General features: G+C 65.3%; 20 protein-coding genes and 1 pseudogene. 5 read left to right on the top strand and 16 right to left on the bottom strand.

What is annotated here, in order from left to right; all coding sequences use genetic code 11:
* Positions 1-324: 324 nt before the first annotated feature.
* From lpxK to FHY18_RS00525, 5 genes and pseudogenes are all read right to left on the bottom strand, one after another.
* Positions 325-1,362 (bottom strand): tetraacyldisaccharide 4'-kinase, encoded by a 1,038-nt coding sequence (lpxK, locus tag FHY18_RS00545; RefSeq protein ID WP_259149293.1) that lies wholly within the window; start codon positions 1,360-1,362, stop codon positions 325-327.
* The gene (gene msbA / locus FHY18_RS00540) at positions 1,359-3,128 is read right to left on the bottom strand and encodes a lipid A export permease/ATP-binding protein MsbA (protein ID WP_259149292.1); all 1,770 of its coding nucleotides are present in this window, start codon (positions 3,126-3,128) and stop codon (positions 1,359-1,361) included. Before msbA ends, lpxK begins: the two co-directional genes overlap by 4 nt.
* Complete coding sequence (locus FHY18_RS00535; protein WP_046964075.1) at positions 3,125-3,580, bottom strand: biopolymer transporter ExbD; 456 nt, start codon at positions 3,578-3,580, stop codon at positions 3,125-3,127. Before FHY18_RS00535 ends, msbA begins: the two co-directional genes overlap by 4 nt.
* A 3-nt stretch (positions 3,581-3,583) precedes the next feature.
* On the bottom strand, positions 3,584-4,246 hold the full coding sequence (locus FHY18_RS00530; RefSeq protein ID WP_259149288.1) for a MotA/TolQ/ExbB proton channel family protein: 663 nt from the start codon (positions 4,244-4,246) through the stop codon (positions 3,584-3,586).
* Positions 4,140-6,671, bottom strand: a pseudogene (locus FHY18_RS00525) (DNA internalization-related competence protein ComEC/Rec2); the annotation flags it as partial. The gene FHY18_RS00530 and the pseudogene FHY18_RS00525, both read right to left, overlap by 107 nt.
* A gap of 382 nt (positions 6,672-7,053) precedes the next feature.
* Between FHY18_RS00525 and FHY18_RS00520 the strand changes: the two are divergent.
* The gene (locus FHY18_RS00520) at positions 7,054-8,118 is read left to right on the top strand and encodes an SDR family oxidoreductase (protein WP_259149284.1); all 1,065 of its coding nucleotides are present in this window, start codon (positions 7,054-7,056) and stop codon (positions 8,116-8,118) included.
* Between the two features lie 355 nt (positions 8,119-8,473).
* Here FHY18_RS00520 and lolD read toward each other — a convergent pair whose 3' ends face one another.
* The 10 genes from lolD to FHY18_RS00470 form a co-directional block, all read right to left on the bottom strand.
* Positions 8,474-9,229, bottom strand: coding sequence for a lipoprotein-releasing ABC transporter ATP-binding protein LolD (gene lolD, locus FHY18_RS00515; RefSeq protein ID WP_259149282.1), 756 nt, complete (start codon positions 9,227-9,229; stop codon positions 8,474-8,476).
* Positions 9,222-10,463, bottom strand: coding sequence for a lipoprotein-releasing ABC transporter permease subunit (locus FHY18_RS00510; protein ID WP_259149279.1), 1,242 nt, complete (start codon positions 10,461-10,463; stop codon positions 9,222-9,224). The genes lolD and FHY18_RS00510 overlap by 8 nt, the downstream gene beginning before the upstream one ends.
* Before the next feature lie 23 nt (positions 10,464-10,486).
* Positions 10,487-10,939 (bottom strand): hypothetical protein, encoded by a 453-nt coding sequence (locus tag FHY18_RS00505; protein WP_259149277.1) that lies wholly within the window; start codon positions 10,937-10,939, stop codon positions 10,487-10,489.
* The gene (locus FHY18_RS00500; protein WP_259149276.1) at positions 10,890-11,138 is read right to left on the bottom strand and encodes a succinate dehydrogenase assembly factor 2; all 249 of its coding nucleotides are present in this window, start codon (positions 11,136-11,138) and stop codon (positions 10,890-10,892) included. Before FHY18_RS00500 ends, FHY18_RS00505 begins: the two co-directional genes overlap by 50 nt.
* A gap of 113 nt (positions 11,139-11,251) precedes the next feature.
* The gene (locus tag FHY18_RS00495; RefSeq protein WP_259149275.1) at positions 11,252-12,034 is read right to left on the bottom strand and encodes a succinate dehydrogenase iron-sulfur subunit; all 783 of its coding nucleotides are present in this window, start codon (positions 12,032-12,034) and stop codon (positions 11,252-11,254) included.
* A 16-nt stretch (positions 12,035-12,050) separates the two neighbouring features.
* The gene (locus tag FHY18_RS00490; RefSeq protein WP_259149274.1) at positions 12,051-12,260 is read right to left on the bottom strand and encodes a hypothetical protein; all 210 of its coding nucleotides are present in this window, start codon (positions 12,258-12,260) and stop codon (positions 12,051-12,053) included.
* Between the two features lie 3 nt (positions 12,261-12,263).
* Entirely contained in the window at positions 12,264-14,054 is a 1,791-nt protein-coding gene (gene sdhA, locus FHY18_RS00485; RefSeq protein ID WP_005995652.1) for a succinate dehydrogenase flavoprotein subunit, read from the bottom strand.
* Positions 14,055-14,088: 34 nt separating this feature from the next.
* Positions 14,089-14,475 (bottom strand): succinate dehydrogenase, hydrophobic membrane anchor protein, encoded by a 387-nt coding sequence (sdhD, locus tag FHY18_RS00480; RefSeq protein ID WP_064630112.1) that lies wholly within the window; start codon positions 14,473-14,475, stop codon positions 14,089-14,091.
* Positions 14,472-14,864, bottom strand: coding sequence for a succinate dehydrogenase, cytochrome b556 subunit (gene sdhC / locus FHY18_RS00475; protein ID WP_104615640.1), 393 nt, complete (start codon positions 14,862-14,864; stop codon positions 14,472-14,474). Before sdhC ends, sdhD begins: the two co-directional genes overlap by 4 nt.
* Positions 14,865-14,920: 56 nt before the next feature.
* The gene (locus tag FHY18_RS00470) at positions 14,921-15,229 is read right to left on the bottom strand and encodes a DUF1674 domain-containing protein (RefSeq protein ID WP_259149256.1); all 309 of its coding nucleotides are present in this window, start codon (positions 15,227-15,229) and stop codon (positions 14,921-14,923) included.
* Here FHY18_RS00470 and FHY18_RS00465 point away from each other — a divergent pair.
* The gene (locus FHY18_RS00465; protein ID WP_259149255.1) at positions 15,131-16,003 is read left to right on the top strand and encodes a folate-binding protein; all 873 of its coding nucleotides are present in this window, start codon (positions 15,131-15,133) and stop codon (positions 16,001-16,003) included. The two genes, FHY18_RS00470 and FHY18_RS00465, sit on opposite strands and share 99 nt — an antisense overlap.
* Here the strand turns inward: FHY18_RS00465 and ugpC are convergent.
* Positions 16,000-17,088: a sn-glycerol-3-phosphate ABC transporter ATP-binding protein UgpC gene (gene ugpC / locus FHY18_RS00460; protein WP_259149253.1), complete on the bottom strand. Its 1,089-nt coding sequence runs from the start codon at positions 17,086-17,088 to the stop codon at positions 16,000-16,002. The two genes, FHY18_RS00465 and ugpC, sit on opposite strands and share 4 nt — an antisense overlap.
* A gap of 421 nt (positions 17,089-17,509) precedes the next feature.
* On the opposite strand from ugpC, the gene zwf reads away from it, so the two are divergent.
* From zwf to pgl, 3 genes are read left to right on the top strand one after another with little or no spacing between them, the layout of a single operon-like run.
* The gene (zwf, locus tag FHY18_RS00455; RefSeq protein ID WP_259149252.1) at positions 17,510-18,940 is read left to right on the top strand and encodes a glucose-6-phosphate dehydrogenase; all 1,431 of its coding nucleotides are present in this window, start codon (positions 17,510-17,512) and stop codon (positions 18,938-18,940) included.
* Positions 18,937-19,944 carry a glucokinase gene (gene glk / locus FHY18_RS00450; RefSeq protein ID WP_046964087.1) on the top strand — a complete coding sequence of 336 codons (1,008 nt, stop codon included), beginning with the start codon at positions 18,937-18,939 and terminating at the stop codon, positions 19,942-19,944. Before zwf ends, glk begins: the two co-directional genes overlap by 4 nt.
* Entirely contained in the window at positions 19,941-20,660 is a 720-nt protein-coding gene (pgl, locus tag FHY18_RS00445) for a 6-phosphogluconolactonase (protein WP_259149250.1), read from the top strand. Before glk ends, pgl begins: the two co-directional genes overlap by 4 nt.
* The last annotated feature ends 152 nt before the right edge of the window (positions 20,661-20,812 follow it).

The following is a 20,812-nucleotide window of genomic DNA, read 5'->3' as shown; positions in this document are numbered from 1 at the left end:
CAAGGGTGTTGGAGCGGCCGGACGGTCGAGCAGGTGTGGCGTTCCTGGATCGGCAGCATTGCGTGTCGATCGAGACGTTGCGACGGATCGCAACAGTTGCAGTGGCACAGCATGGCGCCTGTGCCGTGTAACGGCTGTCGCTGGCGCGACTGTAAGAGAACGCTGAGGTCGTCGATGTAGCGGCGCCAGGCGCGCCGGCGAAGTGTCTCTGCAAACCGATTGCGACCCGGCTTAAAGCGGTATCCCGCATCCAGCCAGCCTCCAGGATGACGTGCAACCGAGACGTGCGCAGGCAGCACACGCACGCGCAACAAGCGGCCAGGATCAAACGCTCTGCCGGCTGGCTAACTTGTCCAACCGATCCAGCAGGCTCACCCAGAATGCAGCCGGCAACTCCGCCTTGAGCGGCACGCTGTACAGCCACTCATCGGCGAAAGGACGGCACTTCACTGCGTCCTTTTCGGTCATCAACACCGGCAGACGACTGCCGAAACTGAAATCTGCAGCGCGGTACACGTGATGATCGGGAAAGGCATGCGGCACCACTCCGATGCCGCGCGCGCGCAACATGGCGAAGAAGCGTTCGGGGTGCGCGATACCTGCCACGGCATGCACGCGCTGCCCGGCCAGCATGCTCAGTGGTTGCGCCCGTTTGCCGTCCATGGGCTGCACGCTGTCGATGCTCAGGCGCATCTGCCATTCGCCGAAACCGGCATCGTCCGTGGTCTGTGCGGCAGTGGTGGCGCTGGCCTGCCCGAGATTGACCACGCGGAAATCGCAATCGCGCGCGCGCGCGGCCGGTTCGCGCAGCGGCCCGGCCGGTAGCAGGCGGCCATTGCCGTAGCGGCGCTGACCGTCGACCACCTCGATTTCCACGTCGCGTGCCAGCCGATAATGCTGCAAGCCGTCATCGCAGACGATGATGTCGCAACCGGCCTCGACCAGCGCGCGCGCAGCGGCCACGCGATCGCTGTCCACACGCACGCGTGCGCCGGTTTTCCAGGCGATCAACACCGGCTCGTCGCCACCGAGCGCCACCGCCGTGTCTGCGTCCACCCATCGTGCAGTGCCGGAGTCGTCGCGGCCATAGCCACGGCTAGCAACGCCAGGTGTCCAGCCGGCTTCCTGCAGCTTGGACACCAGTGCGATGGTCAGGGGGGTCTTGCCGGTGCCCCCCGCCGTGACGTTGCCGACCACGATCACCGGCACCGGCACGCCATGCCGTTTACGCCAGCCGCGGCGGTACAGGCTACGCCGCAGCGCGATGGCCGCGCCATAGATCGGTGCCAGTACGCGTGCAGGCAGCGGAATCGGCGCGTTGTCGTACCAATAGCCCGGCGTACGGGCGCCATGCTTGCTCATGCCTGCCGTTCGCGAAACTGCATGCCGTGCAGGTGCGAATACAACCCGCCCTGCGCCAGCAATTCGGTGTGGGTACCACGCTCGACGATGCGGCCCTGATCCATCACCAGCACCTGGTCGGCATGCTCGATGGTGGACAGCCGGTGCGCGATCACCAGCGTGGTGCGGTCCGGCATCAGTTTGTGCAAGGCGTCCTGCACCAGTCGCTCCGACTCGTTGTCCAGCGCGGCGGTGGCTTCGTCCAGGATCAGGATCGGCGCATCCTTGAGCATCGCACGCGCGATCGCAAGACGCTGCCGCTGCCCGCCGGACAGCCGCCCGCCCTTGGTGCCGACGTGCGATTGCAGGCCCTCGGGCAGTTGCGCCACGAACTCCATCGCATTGGCGCCCAGGATCGCGCGCTCCAGTTGGCCGGCATCTGCGGTGCGCATTTCGCCATAGGCGACGTTGTCGGCGATGCTGCCGTCGAACAGCATGACCTGCTGGCCAACCAGCGCGATCTGGCGACGCAGGTCCGCCAAGGCGTACGCCTGTACCGGACGCCCATCGAGCAGGATCTGCCCGGCCTCGGCTTCATAAAAACGCGGAATCAGTTTGATCAGGCTGGATTTGCCGCTGCCGGAGCGGCCGACGATCGCGGTCACTGTGCCGGGTTGCGCGACAAAACTGACATCGGCCAGCGCCGGATTCACCTGGCCTGGATAGCGGGCCGTGACATCGCGGAACTCGATCAGGCCTTTCGCGCGGGTCAAGGGCTCCGCGCCCTGATCCGGCTCGTCCGGGCTGTCGAGCACCGAGAACAGGCGCTCGGCCGAGGCCAGGCCGCGCTGGACCATGTTCTGCACATTGGTGAGCTGCTTGAGGCCTGGAATGATCGTCAGCATCGAAGTCATCAACACCACGAAGTCGCCCGCGGTCAGGCGCCCGGCCAAGGCCTGCGCACCGGCCACGAACAGCAGCGCCGACAGCCCGATCGCGCCGATCATCTGCACGGTGGCGGTGGAAATGCCGCGGGTGGATTCGACCTTCATCGCTAGGCGCAGGTTGCGGTCGGCCAGCGCCCCGTAGCGCTCCATTTCGGTCTGCTGGGCCCCGTAGATCTTGACCTCCTGGTGACTGGACAAGGTCTGGTCGGCGGCCTGCAACAGGTGCGCACCGCTTTCCTGGATGCTGTGGCTGATGCGCCGATAGCGCCGCGCCACCTTGTCCATCACCCAGGCCAGCACCGGCGCCAGTACCACGATGGTGAGCGTGACCTGCCAGCTATGCCACAGCATCAGCGCCAGTGCGCCGATCACCTGCAGCGACTGCTGGATCATCACCTTGACCGCATCCACCGCGGCCTGTGCGACTTGATCGGAATCCGAACCCAGGCGTATCAACATCGATGGCACCGGCTCGGAATCGAAGCGCGAGCCCGGCAGACGCAGATACTTGGACATCACCTTGACGCGCAGATCGCGCGCAATGCTGCGCGCGGATTTGCCCATCGCCATGTCGGTGATATAGCCGGCAACGCCACGCACCACAAACAGCAGGATGATCTGCACCGGCAGCCAGCGGCTGACTTCGGCGTTCTTGTAAATAAAGGTCTCGTCGGTGATCGGCTTCATCAACGCCAGGAAGCCGGTGGTGCCTGCCGCTTCGACCAACGCGGCAATCAGCGCGGCGATCAGCAACAGCCGATACGGCTTGGCGAAGCCCAACAGGCGACGGTACGTGCGCCAGGACGAGACTGGCGCCGGGCGGTCGTTGATAGCGGTCACTGGCGGGTTCCGTTCTTGCTTGTCTTGCCGGCAGTGCCGGTCTGGGGCGCGGTCGCAATGGCGATACGCCGGAAGCCGAGCTGCCCCAACGCATCCTGCGCGGTGACAACGGCCTGATACGGCGTACGCGCATCGGCACGCATCAGCACCGTCTGCTCGCGGTCGTCGCCGGCGATCTGGGCGATGGTCTGCTTCAGCGACTCCACATCTGCGCGCAGGACTTCCTGGTCGTTGATGAAGTAATGCCCGTCGGCATTGACCAGCACGCTGAGCGAGCGCGGCGGCGCGCTGGTGTTCTGGTCGCTGGCGGTGGGCAATTGCAGCTGCAACGTGGAGCGTGCGTCGAAGGTCGTGGTCACCACGAAGAAGATGATGAGGACGAGAATGACGTCAATCAATGGCACCAGGTCGATATGCGGCTCGTCCTGGCTTCGGTCGCTGCCGATGCGCATCCGTCAGCCCTTTGCCATGACGGGCTTGCTGCCCGGCGCTGCCGGCGCCGCCGCCACAGGTGCCGCGCGGCCATCCATGGTGTCCAGCAGCAGCGTGGCTTCCTGTTCCATCTCGATGATGTAGCCGGCAATGCGCCCCTTGAAGAAGCGATGCGCCATCAACGCGGGCACTGCGATGATCATGCCGGTGGCGGTGCACACCAGCGCCTTGCCGATGCCGCCGGCCAGCTGGTTCACATCGCCCACGCCGTGATCGAGGATGCCCAGGAACATCTGGATCATGCCGACCACCGTGCCGAGCAACCCCAGCAGCGGACCGGCCGAGGCGATGGTGCCCAGCGCGTTCAGGTAGCGCTCCATGCGGTGCACCACATGGCGACCGGTATCTTCGATGCGTTCACGTACCAGATCGCGCGGACGACCGCGCACATCCAGCGCCGCCGCCAGCAGCGCGCCCAGCGGCGAATTGCGCCGCAGCGACTCGATGTGGGTGGGATCCAGCTTGCCGCGCGCGGCCCAGTTACGGACTTCTTCGCCCAGCCCCGGCGGCGTCACTTCGTTGCGGCGCAAGGCCCACAGACGCTCCAGTACGATCGCAAGGGCGATCACACCCAGCAACAGCAACGGCACCATCGGCCAACCGCCCGCCTTGACCAGCTCCAACACGATTCGATTCCTCCGGCAACGCGGCCGCCTATTCGCTGGCCGATAGGATAGCAGTCGACCGCCGCCGTTCCGCAGCATCCCAAAGACGCGGCTGCCAGCGTCGTCGCTCGCGCAGCTGCAGGCCGTCCGCCCCTAGCCATACCCTGATCGCACCGGACTGGGCAGTGTCGAGCAATTCGGCCCCGCTGCCCGTCCAGCGCTGAACCACCTGTGCGCGGGGATGGCCAAAACGGTTGCCATACCCGGAGGAGACCATCGCCAGCTGCGCTCCGGTGGCGGCAATGAAAGCGGCGTGCGAGCCGTCTGCGCTGCCGTGATGCGGTACCACCACCACCTCCGCACGCAGCCCCGCAACCTGCTCGCGCATCAGTCGACGCTCGATGAGCTCGTCGATGTCGCCCGGCAACAGCGCACTGGCGTGCAGCGTCTCGACCCGCAGCACGCAGCTGGATTGGTTGCGCAGATACGGAAAATCCGCAGCTGGATGCAGAAAGCGAAAGCGCACGCCATCCCACTCCCACTGACGGCCGGCCTGGCAGCGCGAGCGGACATCCAGCGGCGCCCCTGGCGGTGCAGCCGTCATCGCGACCGGCAGACCCGCGCGCACCGCTGCGTATCCGCCGGCATGGTCGGCGTCGGCATGACTGAGCACCAGCGCATCCAGCTGACGCACCCCGAGCGCACGCAGGGCGGGCAGCACCACGCGCTCGCCGGCATCGAACCCATCGCGCACTGCGGGGCCGGTGTCGAACAGCAGCGCATGCCGCTGCGTGCGCACCAGCACTGCCAGACCCTGCCCGACATCCAACACCTGCAGGTCGGCTTCGCCAGCGCCGGGCAAGGCACGATCCGGCCATAGCAACGGCAGCCACAGCAGCATCGCAACGGCCTTGCCCGGCGTGCCTCGCGGCAGCAATAGCCAGAACGCGCCCAGCAACGCTGCAATCAGCGCAATCGCGTCGGATTCGGGCACCCACCACAACGCCACCGTGGTCTGCCCAAGCCAGACGAACCCCGGCCAGGTCAACGCGAAGCACCAGCCGGCCAATTGCCATGCCCAGACGCCCGCACCGGCATGCAGCGCTTCAAGCGCTGTTCCCAGCAGGCACAGCGGCACCACGACAAAGGTCCACCAGGGAATGGCGACAAGATTGGCCAACGGCCCCACCAGCGATGCCTGCCCGAACAAGCTGACCGTCAGTGGCAGCAAGCCGACGGTGGCGACGGTCTGCGCAGACAGGAAGCCGCGCAGGAGGCTGCGGTCATCTGCGGGCAGGCACCACACCAGCCAGGCGACACCGGCAAAACTGAGCCAGAAGCCTGCCACCAGCACGCTCAATGGGTCCCATGCCAGCACTGCAAGCAGCGCCAGCGCAAGAATCTGCGCCGTTGTGGCGCGTCGCCGCGCAACCCGCGCCAGTGCCACGACGGCGATCATCAGCACAGTGCGTACCGTGGGCAGCGCCAATCCTGCAACCACCGCGTACGCAGCGGCGCCGAGCAGCGCGGCGATGGCTGCGGCATGCACGCGTGGCATCACCAGACCCAGACCCGGCCGCCATCGCCACAGCCCGGCCACCATCAGTGCAAAGAACGCGGCAACCAGGCCGACATGGAATCCGGAGATGGCGATCAGATGGCTCAGCCCGGTCGCGCGCAGGGTCGCCCATGCCGCATCGTCCAGTCCACGCGTGTCGCCCAGTGCAAGGGCGCGCAGGTAAGGCGCAGAAGGGCCGGAGACCTGCGCAGCAATCCGCAGCGACATCCGGTCGCGCCAGGCATCCACGCCACGCGGAGCGACAACCTCGCGCGCAGCGCCGAGGTCGCGTACATACCCGGTGGCGACGATGCGCTGCGCCAACGCCTGACGTTCGGCATCGAACCCACCCGGGTTGCGAAGACCGCGCGGTGCACGCAGCTTGAGCTGCAGTTGCCAATGTGCCCCCGCCCGCAGCGCGGCGCGCGGGCCGATCTGGTCGGCACCGAAGGAGTCGTACCAGGCCAATTGCAACAGTTTGCCGCGCAGGGCCACCGGCTGCGCTTGATCGTGATCGACGCGCAACTGGAACCGCGTACGCCGTTGCTCGGCCACCGGCAGCCCGACAATGCGGCCGCGAACGCTGATCTCGCGCGCTTCGTCACGTGGCGGCAATTGCGACTGCAAGGTCTCGGCCACTTGCCAGCCAGTCAGCCCGAAGCCTACCGTCGCCGTTGCAAGTGCCAGCATCCACCACGCTGGCCGCGGACGCAGCCACAGGGTGAGCGCAGTGCCGAGCACGCCCGCAAACAGACAGGCGGCATACAGCGCCTGCGGCAACAGCGCCGGCGACCATGCACAAACGACCACGCCCAGCAGCAACGCGCCTGCGACAGGCACTGCCGATGCAAGCCGCGGCGACGGGGCTGCGTGACCTGACACATCCATGTTGCCGCTCAATCCCGATCATCCTGATCCAAAGAGCAACGCTAAACAAACCGGTGGGTTGGAGGCAGCGGTGGTTTGCGCACAACACGGTCAGAAGAGACCGCATCTGCTGTAGCGCGTTACCGGCATGCCGCGATTCGATGCGCATGCTCAACGCTGCCAACGGGTTTCGGCCAGGAGCATCAGCGATGAAGCTGGCGGTCAGCTCGATCGTCCCCGCGCATCCCGTCGGTCGGGCCGCACGAAAAAACCGCGTAGAACGATGAAACGTGGCCGATGCAACAATCGCCAGATCACCCCAACAGATCGCACGGCGCCACATTCGCCTCGATTTCATGAGCGAGCGACTATGTTCGACGCTGTTTTTGAGGAGTTCCCCCACATGCGTAAAGGCATTGCATTGATTGTCGGCGTGACCGGCATCTCCGGCTACAACCTGGCCAACGTGCTGGTCGCCGATGGCTGGACCGTTTACGGCCTGGCACGCCGCCCGCTGCAGCACGACGGCGTCATTCCCGTCGCCGCCGATCTACTGGACGCCGACAGCACCAACAACGCGTTGCGTGGCCTGCCGATTACCCACGTGTTTTTCTGTACCTGGACGCGTCGCGACACCGAACGCGAGAACGTCGAGGCCAATGGCGCAATGATGCGGCACCTGTGCGATGCCTTGAGCGACGCGCCGCTGCAGCACATGGCGCTGGTCACCGGCACCAAGCATTACCTGGGCGCCTTCGAGAACTACGGTAGCGGCAAGGCCGAAACGCCGTTCCGCGAGAGCGAGCCGCGCCAGCCGGGCGAAAACTTCTACTACACGCTCGAAGACCTGCTGTTCGCGCACGCCGAGCGGCACGGCTTTGGGTGGAGCGTGCATCGCTCGCACACCATGATCGGCATGGCCAACGGCAGCAATGCGATGAACATGGGCGTGACGCTCGCGGTCTACGCCTCGCTGTGCAAACACACCGGGCAGCCATTCGTGTTCCCGGGTTCGCAAGCGCAGTGGAACAGCCTTACCGACCTGACCGACGCTGGCCTGCTTGGCCGTCAGCTGGCCTGGGCGGGACTGAGCCCGGCAGCGCGCAACCAGGCCTTCAACACCGTCAATGGCGATGTGTTCCGCTGGCGCTGGATGTGGGGCGAGATCGCGGCGTTCTTCGAGCTCGATGCCGCCCCCTGCCCCGACACGCCGCAGCCACTGGAGGCGCGCCTGACCAAGACCGCACCAGAGCTGTGGGCCGAGCTGGCCGCGCAGCACAATCTGGTCGAGTCGGACGTCAATCGCCTGGCCTCGTGGTGGCACACCGATGCCGACCTGGGCCGCGAGATCGAGTGCGTCAACGACATGACCAAGAGTCGCGAACTGGGCTTTCTGGACTTCTACGACAGCCGCGCTTCGTTCTTCGAGCTGTTCACCCGGTTGCGAGCACTGCGCATCATTCCCTGACCGCAGCCAATGCGTCGCTGCAGGTCGCACCGGCCTGCAGCGATATGGATAAGCGTGGAGTCCAGAGGTTTAGAACCGCCCGACAAACCGCGTGTGCTCACCGCCGGTGGGACGCGGCCGATGCTCGGTACCGCATGGACCATTCATGCACTGCAGTTTCGAGCGCGCCGCTCATGCCCTACCCTGGCAACGGCTCGCCACGTTGCGTTCGCTGGCCCTGGAGCTGTGCACCGGGATTGCACCACGGCAGCGACGCACCGCGCTGCCGCGCTGCGCATCCTGCACGCAGCGCCATGGCGCGAGAGATGCGTTTTATTGCGCGAGGCGACCGACAACCCGATCGCGTCGCAGGCACTCACACGGCCGAGGGCGCCAGCTCGCGCAACTTGCCTTGATGCAGCTCCAGCACCCGATCCAGGCGACGCGCCAGGCTGCGGTCGTGAGTGACCAATACAAGGCTGGTACGCTGCGCGCGGTTGAGTTCCAGCATCAGTTCGAACACCGTGCCTGCGGTTTTGTCGTCGAGATTGCCGGTGGGCTCGTCGCCCAGCACGCATCCCGGCTTGTTCACCAGTGCACGCGCCACCGCACAGCGCTGACGCTCGCCGCCCGACAGTTCGCTGGGCTTGTGTTCGATGCGATGGCCGAGCCCGACCGATTCCAGCAACTGCAATGCCTGCCCACGCGCCACCGCTACATCCTTGCCCGACAGCAGCACCGGCATCATCACGTTTTCCAGCGCGGTGAATTCCGGCAGCAGATGATGGAACTGGTACACGAAGCCCAATGCCTGGTTTCGCAGCCTGCCGCGCTCGCCATCGGACAGCGCCGACATGCGCTGTCCTGCGACATACACCTCCCCCGAGGTCGGAATGTCCAGCCCGCCAAGCAGATGCAGCAAGGTGCTCTTGCCCGCGCCGGACGCGCCGACGATCGCGACCGTTTCGCCGGTTGCCACCGTCAGATCCAGACCGTCGAACACCGGCGTGCGCATCTTGCCTTCGGCATAGGTCTTGCCCAGACCCTCGGCCCGAATCACTGACTCTGCTTGGTTTGGCTTCTGCACGACCGCTTCCCGATTCCCGATTTCCGATTCCCTGATCTCATTCATAACGCAGCGCCTCCGCCGGCTGGGTACGCGAGGCGCGCCATGCCGGGTACAAGGTCGCCAGGAAACTCATCACCAGCGCCACCACGGTGATCACCACCACGTCCTGGGTCTGCATGTCGGTCGGCAGGCCGGTGATGTAGTACACGTCTTCCGGCAGCAGCTTGACGCTGAAGATCGTCTCGATCAGGCCGAGGATGCGCTCCAGATTGAGGGTCAGCACGATACCGCCGATCACCCCCATGATCGTGCCCATGAAACCGATCAACGAGCCCTGCACCATGAACACCTGCATCACCCCGCCGGGCGACAGGCCCAGCGTGCGCAGAATCGCGATGTCGGCCTGCTTGTCGGTGACCAGCATGACCTGCGAAGACACCAGGTTGAACGCACCCATCGCCACGATCAGCGACAGCAGGATGCCCATCACGGTCTTTTCCATCTTCAACGAGTGATAGAGATTGGCGTTTTCCTGGGTCCAGTCGCTCACCCGGTACGGGCCGTGCAACTTCAACGCCAGATCGCGCGCGACGTTCCAGGCCTGATCCATGTCGTGGAGCCGCAGCCGCACGCCGGTGACGCCATCCATGCGCAACACCCGCCCCAGATCCTGCATGTTGACCACCGCCAGGCCGCGATCGATCTCGTTGTAGCCGGCTTCGAAAATCCCGCTGACGGTGAAGCGCTTGAGCCGCGGCATCGCGCCCAATGGCGTGGCCTGGGTATCGCTGAGCAATACGACGACGCTGTCGCCCACATCCACGCCCAGCCAGATCGCCAGCTCCTTGCCGATGACGATGTTGTAGGAGCCCGGAGTCAGGCTGTCGACCGAGCCCTGCTGCATCTTCTTGGCCAGCACGGACACCTTGTTCTCTTCGGCCGGAACGATGCCACGGACGATGGCCGGCTGCTTGCGTGGGCCCTGCAGCAGCGATTCGGTTTCGATATACGGTGCGGCGCCGGCAACGCGCGGGTCGGCCATGGCGACCTCGACCGCATGCTGCCAATCGCGCATCGGCGCGCCTTCGGCGCTGACAGTGGCATGCGCCGCCATCTGCAGCAGACGGTCGCGGATTTCCTTTTGAAAACCGCTCATCACTGCCAGCGTGGTGATCAGCACAGTGACGCCCAGGGCGATGCCCAGGATCGATGCCATCGAGATAAAGGAGATGAAGCCATTGCGCCGCTTGGCACGCAGGTAGCGCAAGCCGATGGCAACCGGGATAGGTTTGAACATGCGGTTCAACCGGGAAAGGGACGCTATGGTGCCACTTGCGGCCGCCCGGACGAAATCGCATGTGCCTGCGCGGCCAGACGCAGTTCACGTCGTTGCGCTGCAAGCAGGGTATCCGGCCAGAAATGCAGGCGTTCGCGGCGCGCATCCGGACCTGTCCACGCCACCACCGCAATCGGTCCGCGCCAGGCGATCTGCAGGTTCTGCACCTGCGTGCCGTCAATGCTGGCGGGGCTCTCGCCCCAGGGAACGACCAGTTGCCGCACTGGCGAACGCAACAGCCGCCAGTGCGACCTGCCGACCGAAGCCGACGCAACGATGGACAGGACCACAGCCAGCCAGGCCGGCATGCCGCTGCGCCAGATGGCGCACAGCGCCAGCACTGCGAGAAGGCTCAGTGCGCAAACAAGCCCGCGCGAAGGCCGCCACTCAAGCCGGCAAGGCGCGGATATCGGCGATGAGTGCGGCGTTGGCGACATCCGGGCAAGCCTCGTAACCCATGAACCAGCGCCACAACTTATCGTCTTCGCAATCCAGCAGCTGTAGGAAAACCGCGCGCTCGGCCTCGGAAGCCTGCGCCCAGCGCTGATCCAGATAGCGCCCGAACAGCTGATCCAGTTCGCGCATGCCGCGCCGGCAACGCCAGCGCAGCTTTTTCAACAAGGTCTGTTCGTCCATTCCTATCTCCACCCCGCCCTGCGGCGGGGGCGAAAACGACAGCGGCACCTGACCATAAGGCCGGTGCCGCTGCGAACCACATCCCGCCCATGCGAGATATCGGCGCCTTGCGATCAGGCGCGACGGGCCATCATCAATTTCTTGATCTCGGCGATCGCCAGCGCAGGATTCAGGCCCTTCGGGCAGGTCCGTGCGCAGTTCATGATGGTGTGGCAGCGATACAACTTGAACGGGTCCTCGAGATCGTCCAGCCGCGCACCGGTGTCCTCGTCGCGCGAGTCGATGATCCAGCGGTACGCCTGCAGCAGGATTGCCGGACCCAGGTAACGCTCGCCATTCCACCAGTAGCTCGGGCAGCTGGTCGAGCAGCACGCGCACAGGATGCACTCGTACAGGCCATCGAGCTTGCGGCGGTCTTCCGGCGACTGCAGGCGCTCGCGATCCGGCGGCGGCGGGGTCTGGGTGCGGATCCACGGCTTGATCGACGCGTACTGCGCATAGAAGTGGGTCAGATCCGGAACCAGATCCTTGATCACATCCATATGCGGCAGCGGGTAGATCGGCACTTCGGCCTTGCCGCAGGCATTGATCGCCTTGGTGCAGGCCAGCGTATTGGTGCCGTCGATGTTCATCGCGCACGAGCCGCAGATGCCCTCGCGGCACGAACGACGGAACGCCAATGTCGGGTCGATCTCGTTCTTGATCTTGATCAGTGCGTCCAGCACCATCGGGCCGCACTTGTCGAGATCGATCTCATAGCTATCGGTGCGCGGGTTGGCGTCGCCATCCGGATCCCAGCGGTAGACCTTGAAGGTGCGCGTGTTCTTGGCGCCCTGCGCAGGGTAATGCTTACCCTTGCCGATCTTTGAATTCTTGGGGAGGGTGAACTCTGCCATAGCTGCTCTCGTTGGCTCAGGCGGTGCGCGGTGCGAACGACAGCCGCACCGTGCGCATGAAGGTAAAGACGATGGATGCCGCCACCGAAGCGGCGGTGCAGCGACCGGCCTGTTGCCGGCGCTGCTCCTGCGTGGTCAAACGCTCCGGCCGCTGCAAGCACCTGCCGCGGCGCCAGGACAACCCGGCGACCGGCTTCGTTACAGCGAGGGAGCCTTGCATGCGCATCGATCAGTAAACGCGCGGCTTCGGCGGGACGACGTCCACGTCCTTGCTCAGCGTGTACATGTGCACCGGGCGATACTCGAACTCGCACTTGCCCTTGTCGTCGACGGTGACCAGCGTGTGCTTCTGCCAGTTGACGTCGTCACGGTCCGGGAAGTCCTCGTGCGAATGCGCGCCGCGGCTTTCCTTGCGCTGCTCGGCCGAATTGATCGTCGCCACTGCGTTGAGCAGCAGGTTGTTCAACTCGTAGGTCTCGATCAGATCCGAGTTCCAGACCAGCGAGCGGTCGGACACCTTGACGTCTTCGAAGGTGGCGAAGATCTCGGCCATCTTGTCCACGCCTTCCTTCAAGGTCTTGCTGGTGCGGAACACTGCGGCGTCGGACTGCATGGTGCGCTGCATGTTGTCGCGGATCACCGAGGTCGGCGTGGAGCCGTTGGCATAGCGCAACTTGTCCAGCAGCCCCAGTGCCTTGTCGCAGGCATCGGACGGCAGGGTCTTGTGCGGCTGATTGGGCTTGACCGTCTCGGCGCAGCGGTTTGCCACCGCACGGCCGAACACCACCAGATCCAGCAGCGAGTTGGAACCCAGGCGGTTGGCACCGTGCACCGACACGCAGGCGGCTTCGCCGATCGCGTACAGGCCAGGCACCACCGCATCCGGGTCGTCGCCCTGCTTGCGCACCACTTCGCCGTAGAAATTGGTCGGAATGCCGCCCATGTTGTAGTGCACCGTCGGCAGCACCGGGATCGGCTGCTTGGTCACGTCCACACCGGCAAAGATGTGGGCGCTTTCGGCGATGCCGGGCAGCTTTTCGTTGATGACTTCCGGGCCGAGGTGGGTCAGGTCGAGCAGGATGTGATCCTTGTGCTCGCCAACACCGCGGCCTTCGCGGATCTCCACCGTCATCGAACGCGATACCACGTCGCGCGATGCCAGATCCTTGTAGTGCGGTGCGTAGCGCTCCATGAAGCGCTCGCCGTTGCTGTTGCGCAGAATGCCGCCTTCGCCGCGTACGCCCTCGGTGATCAGGCAGCCCGCACCGTAGATGCCGGTGGGATGGAACTGCACGAACTCCATGTCCTGCACCGGCAGGCCGGCACGCATCACCAGGCCGCCGCCATCACCGGTACAGGTGTGCGCGGAGGTGGCGCTGAAGTAGGCACGGCCGTAGCCGCCGGTGGCCAGCACCACGCCGTGGGCGCGGAACAGATGCAGCGAGCCTTCGGCCATGTCCAGGGCCAGCACGCCACGGCAGACACCTTCTTCGTCGAAGATCAGGTCCAGCGCGAAGTACTCGATCATGAAGCGCGCGTTGTGCGCCAGCGACTGCTGATACAGCGTGTGCAGCATCGCGTGGCCGGTACGGTCGGCTGCCGCGCAGGTGCGCTGCGCCGACGGGCCTTCGCCGTACTTGGTGGTCATGCCACCGAACGGGCGCTGGTAGATCTTGCCTTCTTCGGTACGCGAGAACGGCACACCGTAGTGCTCGAGCTCGATGATGGCCGGGATCGCTTCGCGGCACATGTACTCGATTGCGTCCTGGTCACCCAGCCAATCGGAGCCCTTGATGGTGTCGTAGAAGTGATAGCGCCAGTCGTCCTCGCCCATGTTGCCGAGCGCGGCCGAAATACCGCCCTGTGCCGCCACGGTGTGCGAGCGGGTCGGGAAGACTTTGGTCAGGCAGACCGTCTGCAAGCCCTTCTGGGCCAGGCCGAACGTGGCGCGCAGGCCGGCGCCGCCGGCACCCACCACGACCATGTCGTACTTGTGTTCAGTGATCTTGTAAGCGGACATCTAATCTGGATTCCTGTTCTGTGTGCCCGATGACTCAGGCACCGCCCAGCGCGATGCGCGCCACTGCGAAAATGCTGACGATCGCGCCAAGCACGGCGATGAACTTCACCGTCGTCTGCAACGCCAGCGCCAGCAACGAATTGTGGATGTAGTCCTCGAGCACGACCTGCAGGCCAAGCTGCGCATGCCAGAACATCGCCACCAGGAAACCGACCAGCAATACGGCGTTCCATGGCTTGGACACCGCGGTGACTGCCGTCATGTAGTCGGAACCGAGCAGGCTCAGCACGAACGCCACAAACCAGATCGCCAGCACGACCAACGCGGTCGCGGTCAGCCGCTGCATCACGAAATGTTCGGTGCCGGTCTTGGCCGCGCCCAGCCCGCGTACGTTCTTCAACGGGGTGCGATAGCGGCTCATGCGGAAGCTCCAGTGAGGACATACGCCCAGATCGCAGCGGTCAGCACCAGGCTGGCGATCACCGACGTCCAGCTGCTGCGGATGAAGGCGGGAATGCTGAAGCCGCGGCCGAAATCCTGGACGATATGGCGGATGCCGTTGGACAGGTGATAGGTGAAGGCCCATGACCAGGCGAACAGGAACAACTGGCCGTACCAGGCACCCAGATGCTGGGTGAGGCAATTCCAGTGGTCCTCACCGAGCATCAGCAACAACAGCGAGACGGCGATGACCAGCGCGCCTCCGGAAAGGATGACGCCGGTGGCTCGATGCAGGATCGAGGTCGCCATCTGGATCTGCCAGCGATATACCTGCAGATGTGGAGAAGTGGGACGTTCGCGGATCGCCATTCGCTGGGCTCGTTTTCTCGGCTGGGCGGCACTAGGCCGCTGTGGCTAGAAGCTGCTCAAAAATCGATGCAGCGTCCATTCTTTTCCCAGTCGCCGTAGCGCGTTGGCTCGGGGCCGTCGCGTCCACCAATCTCCTTCGGCAGTGGCTTCTTCTCGGGAATATGCTCCTGAGGGGAAGGCTGCGTCTCGGAATCCTGCGCTGGGGTGGGGGTTGGATGGCCTATCATAGTGGTCTCACAACGTTGCGATTTTAGTCCTCCCCATCCATGGCTGACAACCTGAATCTTATTCCACAGGGTTTTGGCTCCCTGCACGATATGCAATACGTCCGACTTGTCGGCGCGGATGCAGTGGCGTTTGCGCATGCCCAATTCGCCAACGACGTGCAGGCGTTGGCGATCGGGCGGTGGCAGTGGAACGCGTGGTTGACGGCGAAGGGGCGCGTGATCGCCATCTTCGCACTCCTGCGTGAGGACGACACCAGCGTGCTGATGCTGTTGCCTGACGGCAACGCCGGCGAGATCGCCGCGCAGCTCGGCCGCTTCGTGTTCCGGCGCAAGCTGAAAATCAACGCCGTCGCGCTTGTGGCGTATGGCGGCTTCCAGGCGCCCGAGCACGCGCGAGGCGCGCAGGCCGATATCGGAACGCAGCGTGTCGCGCTGGATATGGGCAGCGCCGGCTTGCCTCGCACGCTCTTGCTCATCAGCGACCACACATTGGCAGCACCTATCGAATTGCCCAACATGGACGTGCAATGGCGCCGTGCGGATCTGCAACTGGGCCTGGTTCGGCTGCCGGATGCGCAGCGCGAACAATGGACCCTGCAGCAACTGGCACTGGACCGCCTGCAGGCTTTCAGCGTCAAGAAGGGCTGCTACCCGGGTCAGGAGATCGTTGCGCGCACGCATTTCCTGGGCAAGGCCAAGCGTGCGTTGCAGCTCCTGGAGACTGAAGCCGCTGTCCAGGCAGGCGATAGCGTCGAACTGGACGGTACCGCCATCGGCACCGTGGTCAGCGTTGCCGGCGATCTGGCACTGGCGGTGTTGCCACTGGACTTGGCCGTGGACGCGGCTATCGCCCTCAACGTGGGCGCGCAGGCCGCGCACCCGCGCGCGATCGTTCCCGGGCTGGAGCGTTAAGCCGGCTCCAGCCGCTGCCCGGTTGCCGGGTCGAAGAAATGCAACGCGTCGCTGCGCAATGCCAGGCGCAGCGGTTGCCCGACCGCCGGCAGCGCCTGCGGCGCCACGCGGATCACCAGCGGCTGCCCACCGCGATCGAGATTGAGGAAGATCTCGTTGCCGACCGGCTCGATGACCTCCACCTGCGCATCGAAACCCAGTTGCGCGTCGCTGGACGGCTGCAGATGCTCGGGGCGCACACCGACAATGACGTCCTGGCCGAACCAGCGGCGATCGACGCGTGCGGCGCCCAGCGGCACCCGCCAGCCGTCGGCCATCACCAGATGCAGGCCGTCCTGCTCATCCAGCCGACCCTGCAGCACATTCATCGCCGGGCTGCCCAGGAAACCGGCGACAAACAGGTTGGCCGGACGATCGTACAGCGCCATCGGGCTGTCGATCTGCTGGATCACGCCGTCCTTGAGCACCACGATGCGCTGGCCCAGCGTCATCGCTTCGACCTGGTCGTGGGTGACGTAGATCATGGTGGTGCCGAGCTTGCGGTGCAGCTGTGCGATCTCGGTGCGCACGCTGTGGCGCAACTTGGCGTCCAGATTGGACAGCGGTTCGTCGAGCAGGAACACCGACGATTCACGCACCATCGCCCGCCCCAGCGCCACGCGCTGGCGCTGGCCGCCGGACATCGCCTTAGGCAGCTTGTCGAGCATCGGGGTCAGGCCCAGCAGCTCGGCGGCGTTATTGACGCGCTCGGCGATGACCTGCTTCGGGTGACCACGCAGCTTGAGGCCGAAGGCCAGATTTTCCGCCACGGTCATGTGCGGATACAGCGCATAGCTCTGGAACACCATGGCGATGTCGCGGTCCTTCGGTGCCACGTCGTTGACCACGCGCTCGCCGATCTTGAGCGTGCCCGCGCTGATGTCCTCGAGCCCTGCGATCATGCGCAGCAAGGTCGACTTGCCGCAGCCTGACGGCCCGACCAGCACCATCAGCTCGCCATCGGCCACCTCGAAGCTTGCGCCCTGCACCGCCACCTGGCCGTTTTCATAGACCTTGCGGACACCTTCCAACTGCACTTTCGCCATCGTTCGGCCTCAACGTGTTGTATGCGCCCTGCCCTCGGCCCTCCCGATGGCAATGACGACCGACCCGTCTGCGAGGAAATCCCCTGCAAACGAATGCATTGGTTTATTCTGACATGTAATCGTTTTCACATGGCAACATCGATCTCGGAGGAACCATGCCGCTACCGACCCACGCCGCTGTTTCCGGCCACGTTACCTGCGCCGCGCGGGCGGGCATTCCGCCACGCATGTGCAGGTATGCCGCCCAGGCGCTAACCGCTGACCACCAGTTGCTGCAACAATCGGGGATTGGGCGTCAGCGTCCATCCCCCGCTGCGCGCACGCAAGTGTCGCCCAGGAACAGACGTACCGACCGCCGGGTGTCCGGCGCCTTTCCGACAAGCCGCTGATAACGATGTCCCCAGAATCTGAAACTCGGTCCATGCACAACACCCTGATCCTGTTCGGCGCCACCGGCGACCTCGCCCAGCGCTATCTCTTCCCCTCCCTGCTGCGCCTGTTCGTCGACGGCCTGCTGCCGGAGGACTTCCGTATCCGCGCGCTGGCATTGTCGCCGCACGATACCGAGGCCTTCCGTGAAGTGCTGCGTCCCCGCCTGACCGAAGCGCTGCCGATTGCCACCCCGGAGCAGATCCAGACACTGCTGCAGCGCGTGGACTACCGCTCGGTGGACCTGCGCAATGCCGAGTCGGTGGCCGATGCGGTCCGCGAGCTTGCGTCCCGCCAGATCGTAAGCTACCTGGCGATCCCGCCGGGGCTTTACATCAGCACCTGCCAGGGTCTGGCCCTGGGTGGCGCGCTGGCCGCACCGCACCGGCTGATGCTGGAGAAGCCGATCGGCCACGACTCGGACAGCGCCCGCGAGATCCTGCAGTCGATCGGCGCGCTGATCGACGAAGACCGCGTATTCCGTCTGGACCATTACCTGGGCAAGGCGGCGGTGCAGAACCTGATCGCGCTGCGCTTCGGCAATACGCTGCTCGAGGCGGTCTGGAACCGCACCTATATCGAGTCGGTGCAGATCCTGGTTGCCGAAAGCGAAGGTGTCGACGGGCGCGATGCCTATTACGCCCGCTCCGGCGCGCTGCGCGACATGGTGCAGAGCCATATCCTGCAGCTGCTGTGTCTGGTGGCGATGGAGCCGCCGGCCGCGCTGGATGCCGACCGCATCCGCGACGAAAAGGTCAAGGTGCTGCGCGCGCTGCGTCCGATGACCGCCGAGCATGCCGCCCATGACAGCGTGCGCGGCCGCTACACCGCCGGCACCATCAATGGCCAGCCGGCGCAGGCCTACCATCCGCCGGAAGGCAGCGACGTGGAAACCTTCGTCGCGGTGACCGCGCATATCGACAACTGGCGCTGGGCCGGGGTGCCGTTCCATCTGTGCACCGGCAAGCGCCTGGCCGAGCGTTCCACCCGTATCGTGGTGACGCTCAAGCCGGTGACGCATTGGTTGTTCGAGCGCCCGGACCGGCAGAACGCAGTGCCCAACCGGCTGACCTTCCAGCTGCAACCGCAGGAAAACATCGAGCTCGGCCTGATGAGCAGCCTGGCCGGCCCGGAATGGGGTGCGATCGAGCTGCAGCCGCTGGAACTGGAATTGTCGGTGCCGACCGGCCTGCACCGTCGCATCGCCTACGAGCGCCTGTTCGTGGATGCCTTCAACGGCAACCCGGCGCTGTTCGTACGCGACGACGAGGTCAAGGCAGCCTGGGCCTGGATCGACAGCGTCAGCGACGCCTGGGCCGCGGCGCAATTGCCGCTGCAGCCCTACCCCGCCGGTAGCTGGGGCCCGGACACCGCCACACCGTTCCTGCCTCCTGCCACCGACGCACAGGGAAACAACGCATGACCGCTCCTTCCAAGCCGGTGCTGGTTGCCGATATCGGCGGAACCAACGCACGCTTCGCGCTGGCCGATGTCGACGCCTCGGTGCCGCTGCTGGACGACACCTCGCGTGAGTTCGCGGTGGTGGAGTTCGCTTCGCTCGGCGAGGCCGCGCGGTATTACCTCGACCAGATCGGCGTGCAGGCCACCCAGGGCGTGTTCGCCGTCGCCGGCCGCGTCGATGGCGATGAAGCGCGCATCACCAACCATCCGTGGGTGATCTCGCGCACGCGCACCGCCAGCATGCTCGGTTTCAGCACCCTGCACCTGATCAACGATTTTGCCGCGCAGGCCATGGCGATCAGCCTGCTGCGCCCGCAGGACGTGGTGCAGGTGGGCGGCGCCAGCTGGCGCCCGGCGCCGATCGATCAACCGCGCAACTACGGCGTGATCGGCCCCGGCACCGGCCTGGGCGTAGGCGGGCTGATCATCCGCAACGGGCGCTGTTTTCCGCTGGAGACCGAAGGTGGCCACGTCAGCTTTCCTCCCGGTACGCCGGAAGAAATCCGTGTGCTGGAAATCCTCTCCGAGCAGTTCGGCCGGGTGTCCAACGAGCGGCTGATCTGCGGCCCCGGCCTGGTCAACATCCACCGCGCATTGAGCGAGATCGCCGGCATCGACCCGGGCCCGCTGGAGCCCAAGGACATCACCGCACGCGCTGCTGCAGGCGACCCGCGCTCGGCGCGCACCATCGATCTGTTCTGCGCCATCTTCGGCGCGATCGCCGGCGACATGGTGTTGATGCAGGGCGCCTGGGATGGCGTGTTCCTCACCGGCGGGCTGGTGCCCAAGGTGCTGGATTCGCTGCAGCATTCGGGCTTTCGCCAGCGTTTCGAGCACAAGGGCAGGTTCTCCGCGATCATGTCGCGGGTGCCGTCGCTGGCGGTCATGCATCCGCATGCCGGCCTGCTGGGCGCGGCAGCGTATGCGGTGGATGCGCAGCGTCAGCATCCGGGAGAGCAGCGATGAACCTGCAGGACAACCCGCGCATCACACTGGTGCGCTACGAAGACCCGGCCGAATGGACCGAAGCGGTCGCCAGCGAGATGGCCGATCTGCTGGAACAGGAAATCTCGCGCCGCGGGCAGGCCCGCATGTTGCTCTCCGGCGGCACCACGCCGGCACCAGTCTATGAATCGCTGGCACATCGCCCGCTGGATTGGTCGCGGGTGGAAGTGGGCCTGGTCGATGAGCGCTGGCTCTCGCCGCAGGATCAGGACAGCAATGCCTGGCTGGTCAACCACAGCTTTCTGACCCATGCGCCGGCTGCGACCTTCATCCCGTTGGTGCGCCCCGGCAAGCAATTGCCCGAGTGCGTGCACACCGCCAACCTGCAGGCCACGCATGCCGAGCCGGCTTGCCTGGCGGTGCTGGGAATGGGCGGCGACGGACACACCGCTTCGTTGTTCCCCGGTTCGACCGATCTGCCCAAGGCGCTGGCCAGCCCACAGCCGTATGCGTCGCTGGACGCGACCGGTTGCCCAGGCGCGAACCAGTGGCCGCTGCGGATCACGCTGACACCTGCCGGGCTCGCCGCTGTCCCTACGCGCCTGCTGCTGTTGCGCGGCAAGCAGAAGCTCGACGTGCTGCAAGCCGCGCTTGCCGGCGAAGACATCGGCGAGTACCCGATTCGCGTTGCGCTCCAGCAGCCCGGTCCGCGTCTGCGGGTGCATTGGTGCTCTTGAATGCGCATCCCTCGCAAAAGCCGATTTTTGTGCGAATCCCTCGCAACAGCCCGTACATCCATGTGCGGGAATTCAAACATGCGAGTCCCTCGCAAGAGCCCGCACATCCATGTGCGGGTATCTAAGAAAAGAACAGCGTGATTACCTTCCCC

The sequence above is a fragment of the Xanthomonas sp. 3793 genome (assembly GCF_024806835.1).
GTDB lineage: Bacteria > Pseudomonadota > Gammaproteobacteria > Xanthomonadales > Xanthomonadaceae > Xanthomonas > Xanthomonas arboricola_F.
This window is presented reverse-complemented; position numbering and strand designations above follow the sequence as displayed.

Bases quoted from the DNA above. Each gene is read 5' to 3' on its own strand.
- lpxK (WP_259149293.1), bottom strand. From the start codon at position 1,362: ATGAGCAAGCATGGCGCCCGTACGCCGGGCTATTGGTACGACAACGCG.
- FHY18_RS00535 (WP_046964075.1), bottom strand. From the start codon at position 3,580: ATGCGCATCGGCAGCGACCGAAGCCAGGACGAGCCGCATATCGACCTG.
- FHY18_RS00520 (WP_259149284.1), top strand. From the start codon at position 7,054: ATGCGTAAAGGCATTGCATTGATTGTCGGCGTGACCGGCATCTCCGGC.
- lolD (WP_259149282.1), bottom strand. From the start codon at position 9,229: ATGAATGAGATCAGGGAATCGGAAATCGGGAATCGGGAAGCGGTCGTG.
- FHY18_RS00510 (WP_259149279.1), bottom strand. From the start codon at position 10,463: ATGTTCAAACCTATCCCGGTTGCCATCGGCTTGCGCTACCTGCGTGCC.
- FHY18_RS00505 (WP_259149277.1), bottom strand. From the start codon at position 10,939: ATGTCGCCAACGCCGCACTCATCGCCGATATCCGCGCCTTGCCGGCTT.
- FHY18_RS00500 (WP_259149276.1), bottom strand. From the start codon at position 11,138: ATGGACGAACAGACCTTGTTGAAAAAGCTGCGCTGGCGTTGCCGGCGC.
- FHY18_RS00495 (WP_259149275.1), bottom strand. From the start codon at position 12,034: ATGGCAGAGTTCACCCTCCCCAAGAATTCAAAGATCGGCAAGGGTAAG.
- FHY18_RS00490 (WP_259149274.1), bottom strand. From the start codon at position 12,260: ATGCGCATGCAAGGCTCCCTCGCTGTAACGAAGCCGGTCGCCGGGTTG.
- sdhA (WP_005995652.1), bottom strand. From the start codon at position 14,054: ATGTCCGCTTACAAGATCACTGAACACAAGTACGACATGGTCGTGGTG.
- sdhD (WP_064630112.1), bottom strand. From the start codon at position 14,475: ATGAGCCGCTATCGCACCCCGTTGAAGAACGTACGCGGGCTGGGCGCG.
- sdhC (WP_104615640.1), bottom strand. From the start codon at position 14,864: ATGGCGATCCGCGAACGTCCCACTTCTCCACATCTGCAGGTATATCGC.
- FHY18_RS00465 (WP_259149255.1), top strand. From the start codon at position 15,131: ATGGCTGACAACCTGAATCTTATTCCACAGGGTTTTGGCTCCCTGCAC.
- FHY18_RS00470 (WP_259149256.1), bottom strand. From the start codon at position 15,229: ATGCGCAAACGCCACTGCATCCGCGCCGACAAGTCGGACGTATTGCAT.
- ugpC (WP_259149253.1), bottom strand. From the start codon at position 17,088: ATGGCGAAAGTGCAGTTGGAAGGTGTCCGCAAGGTCTATGAAAACGGC.
- zwf (WP_259149252.1), top strand. From the start codon at position 17,510: ATGCACAACACCCTGATCCTGTTCGGCGCCACCGGCGACCTCGCCCAG.
- glk (WP_046964087.1), top strand. From the start codon at position 18,937: ATGACCGCTCCTTCCAAGCCGGTGCTGGTTGCCGATATCGGCGGAACC.
- pgl (WP_259149250.1), top strand. From the start codon at position 19,941: ATGAACCTGCAGGACAACCCGCGCATCACACTGGTGCGCTACGAAGAC.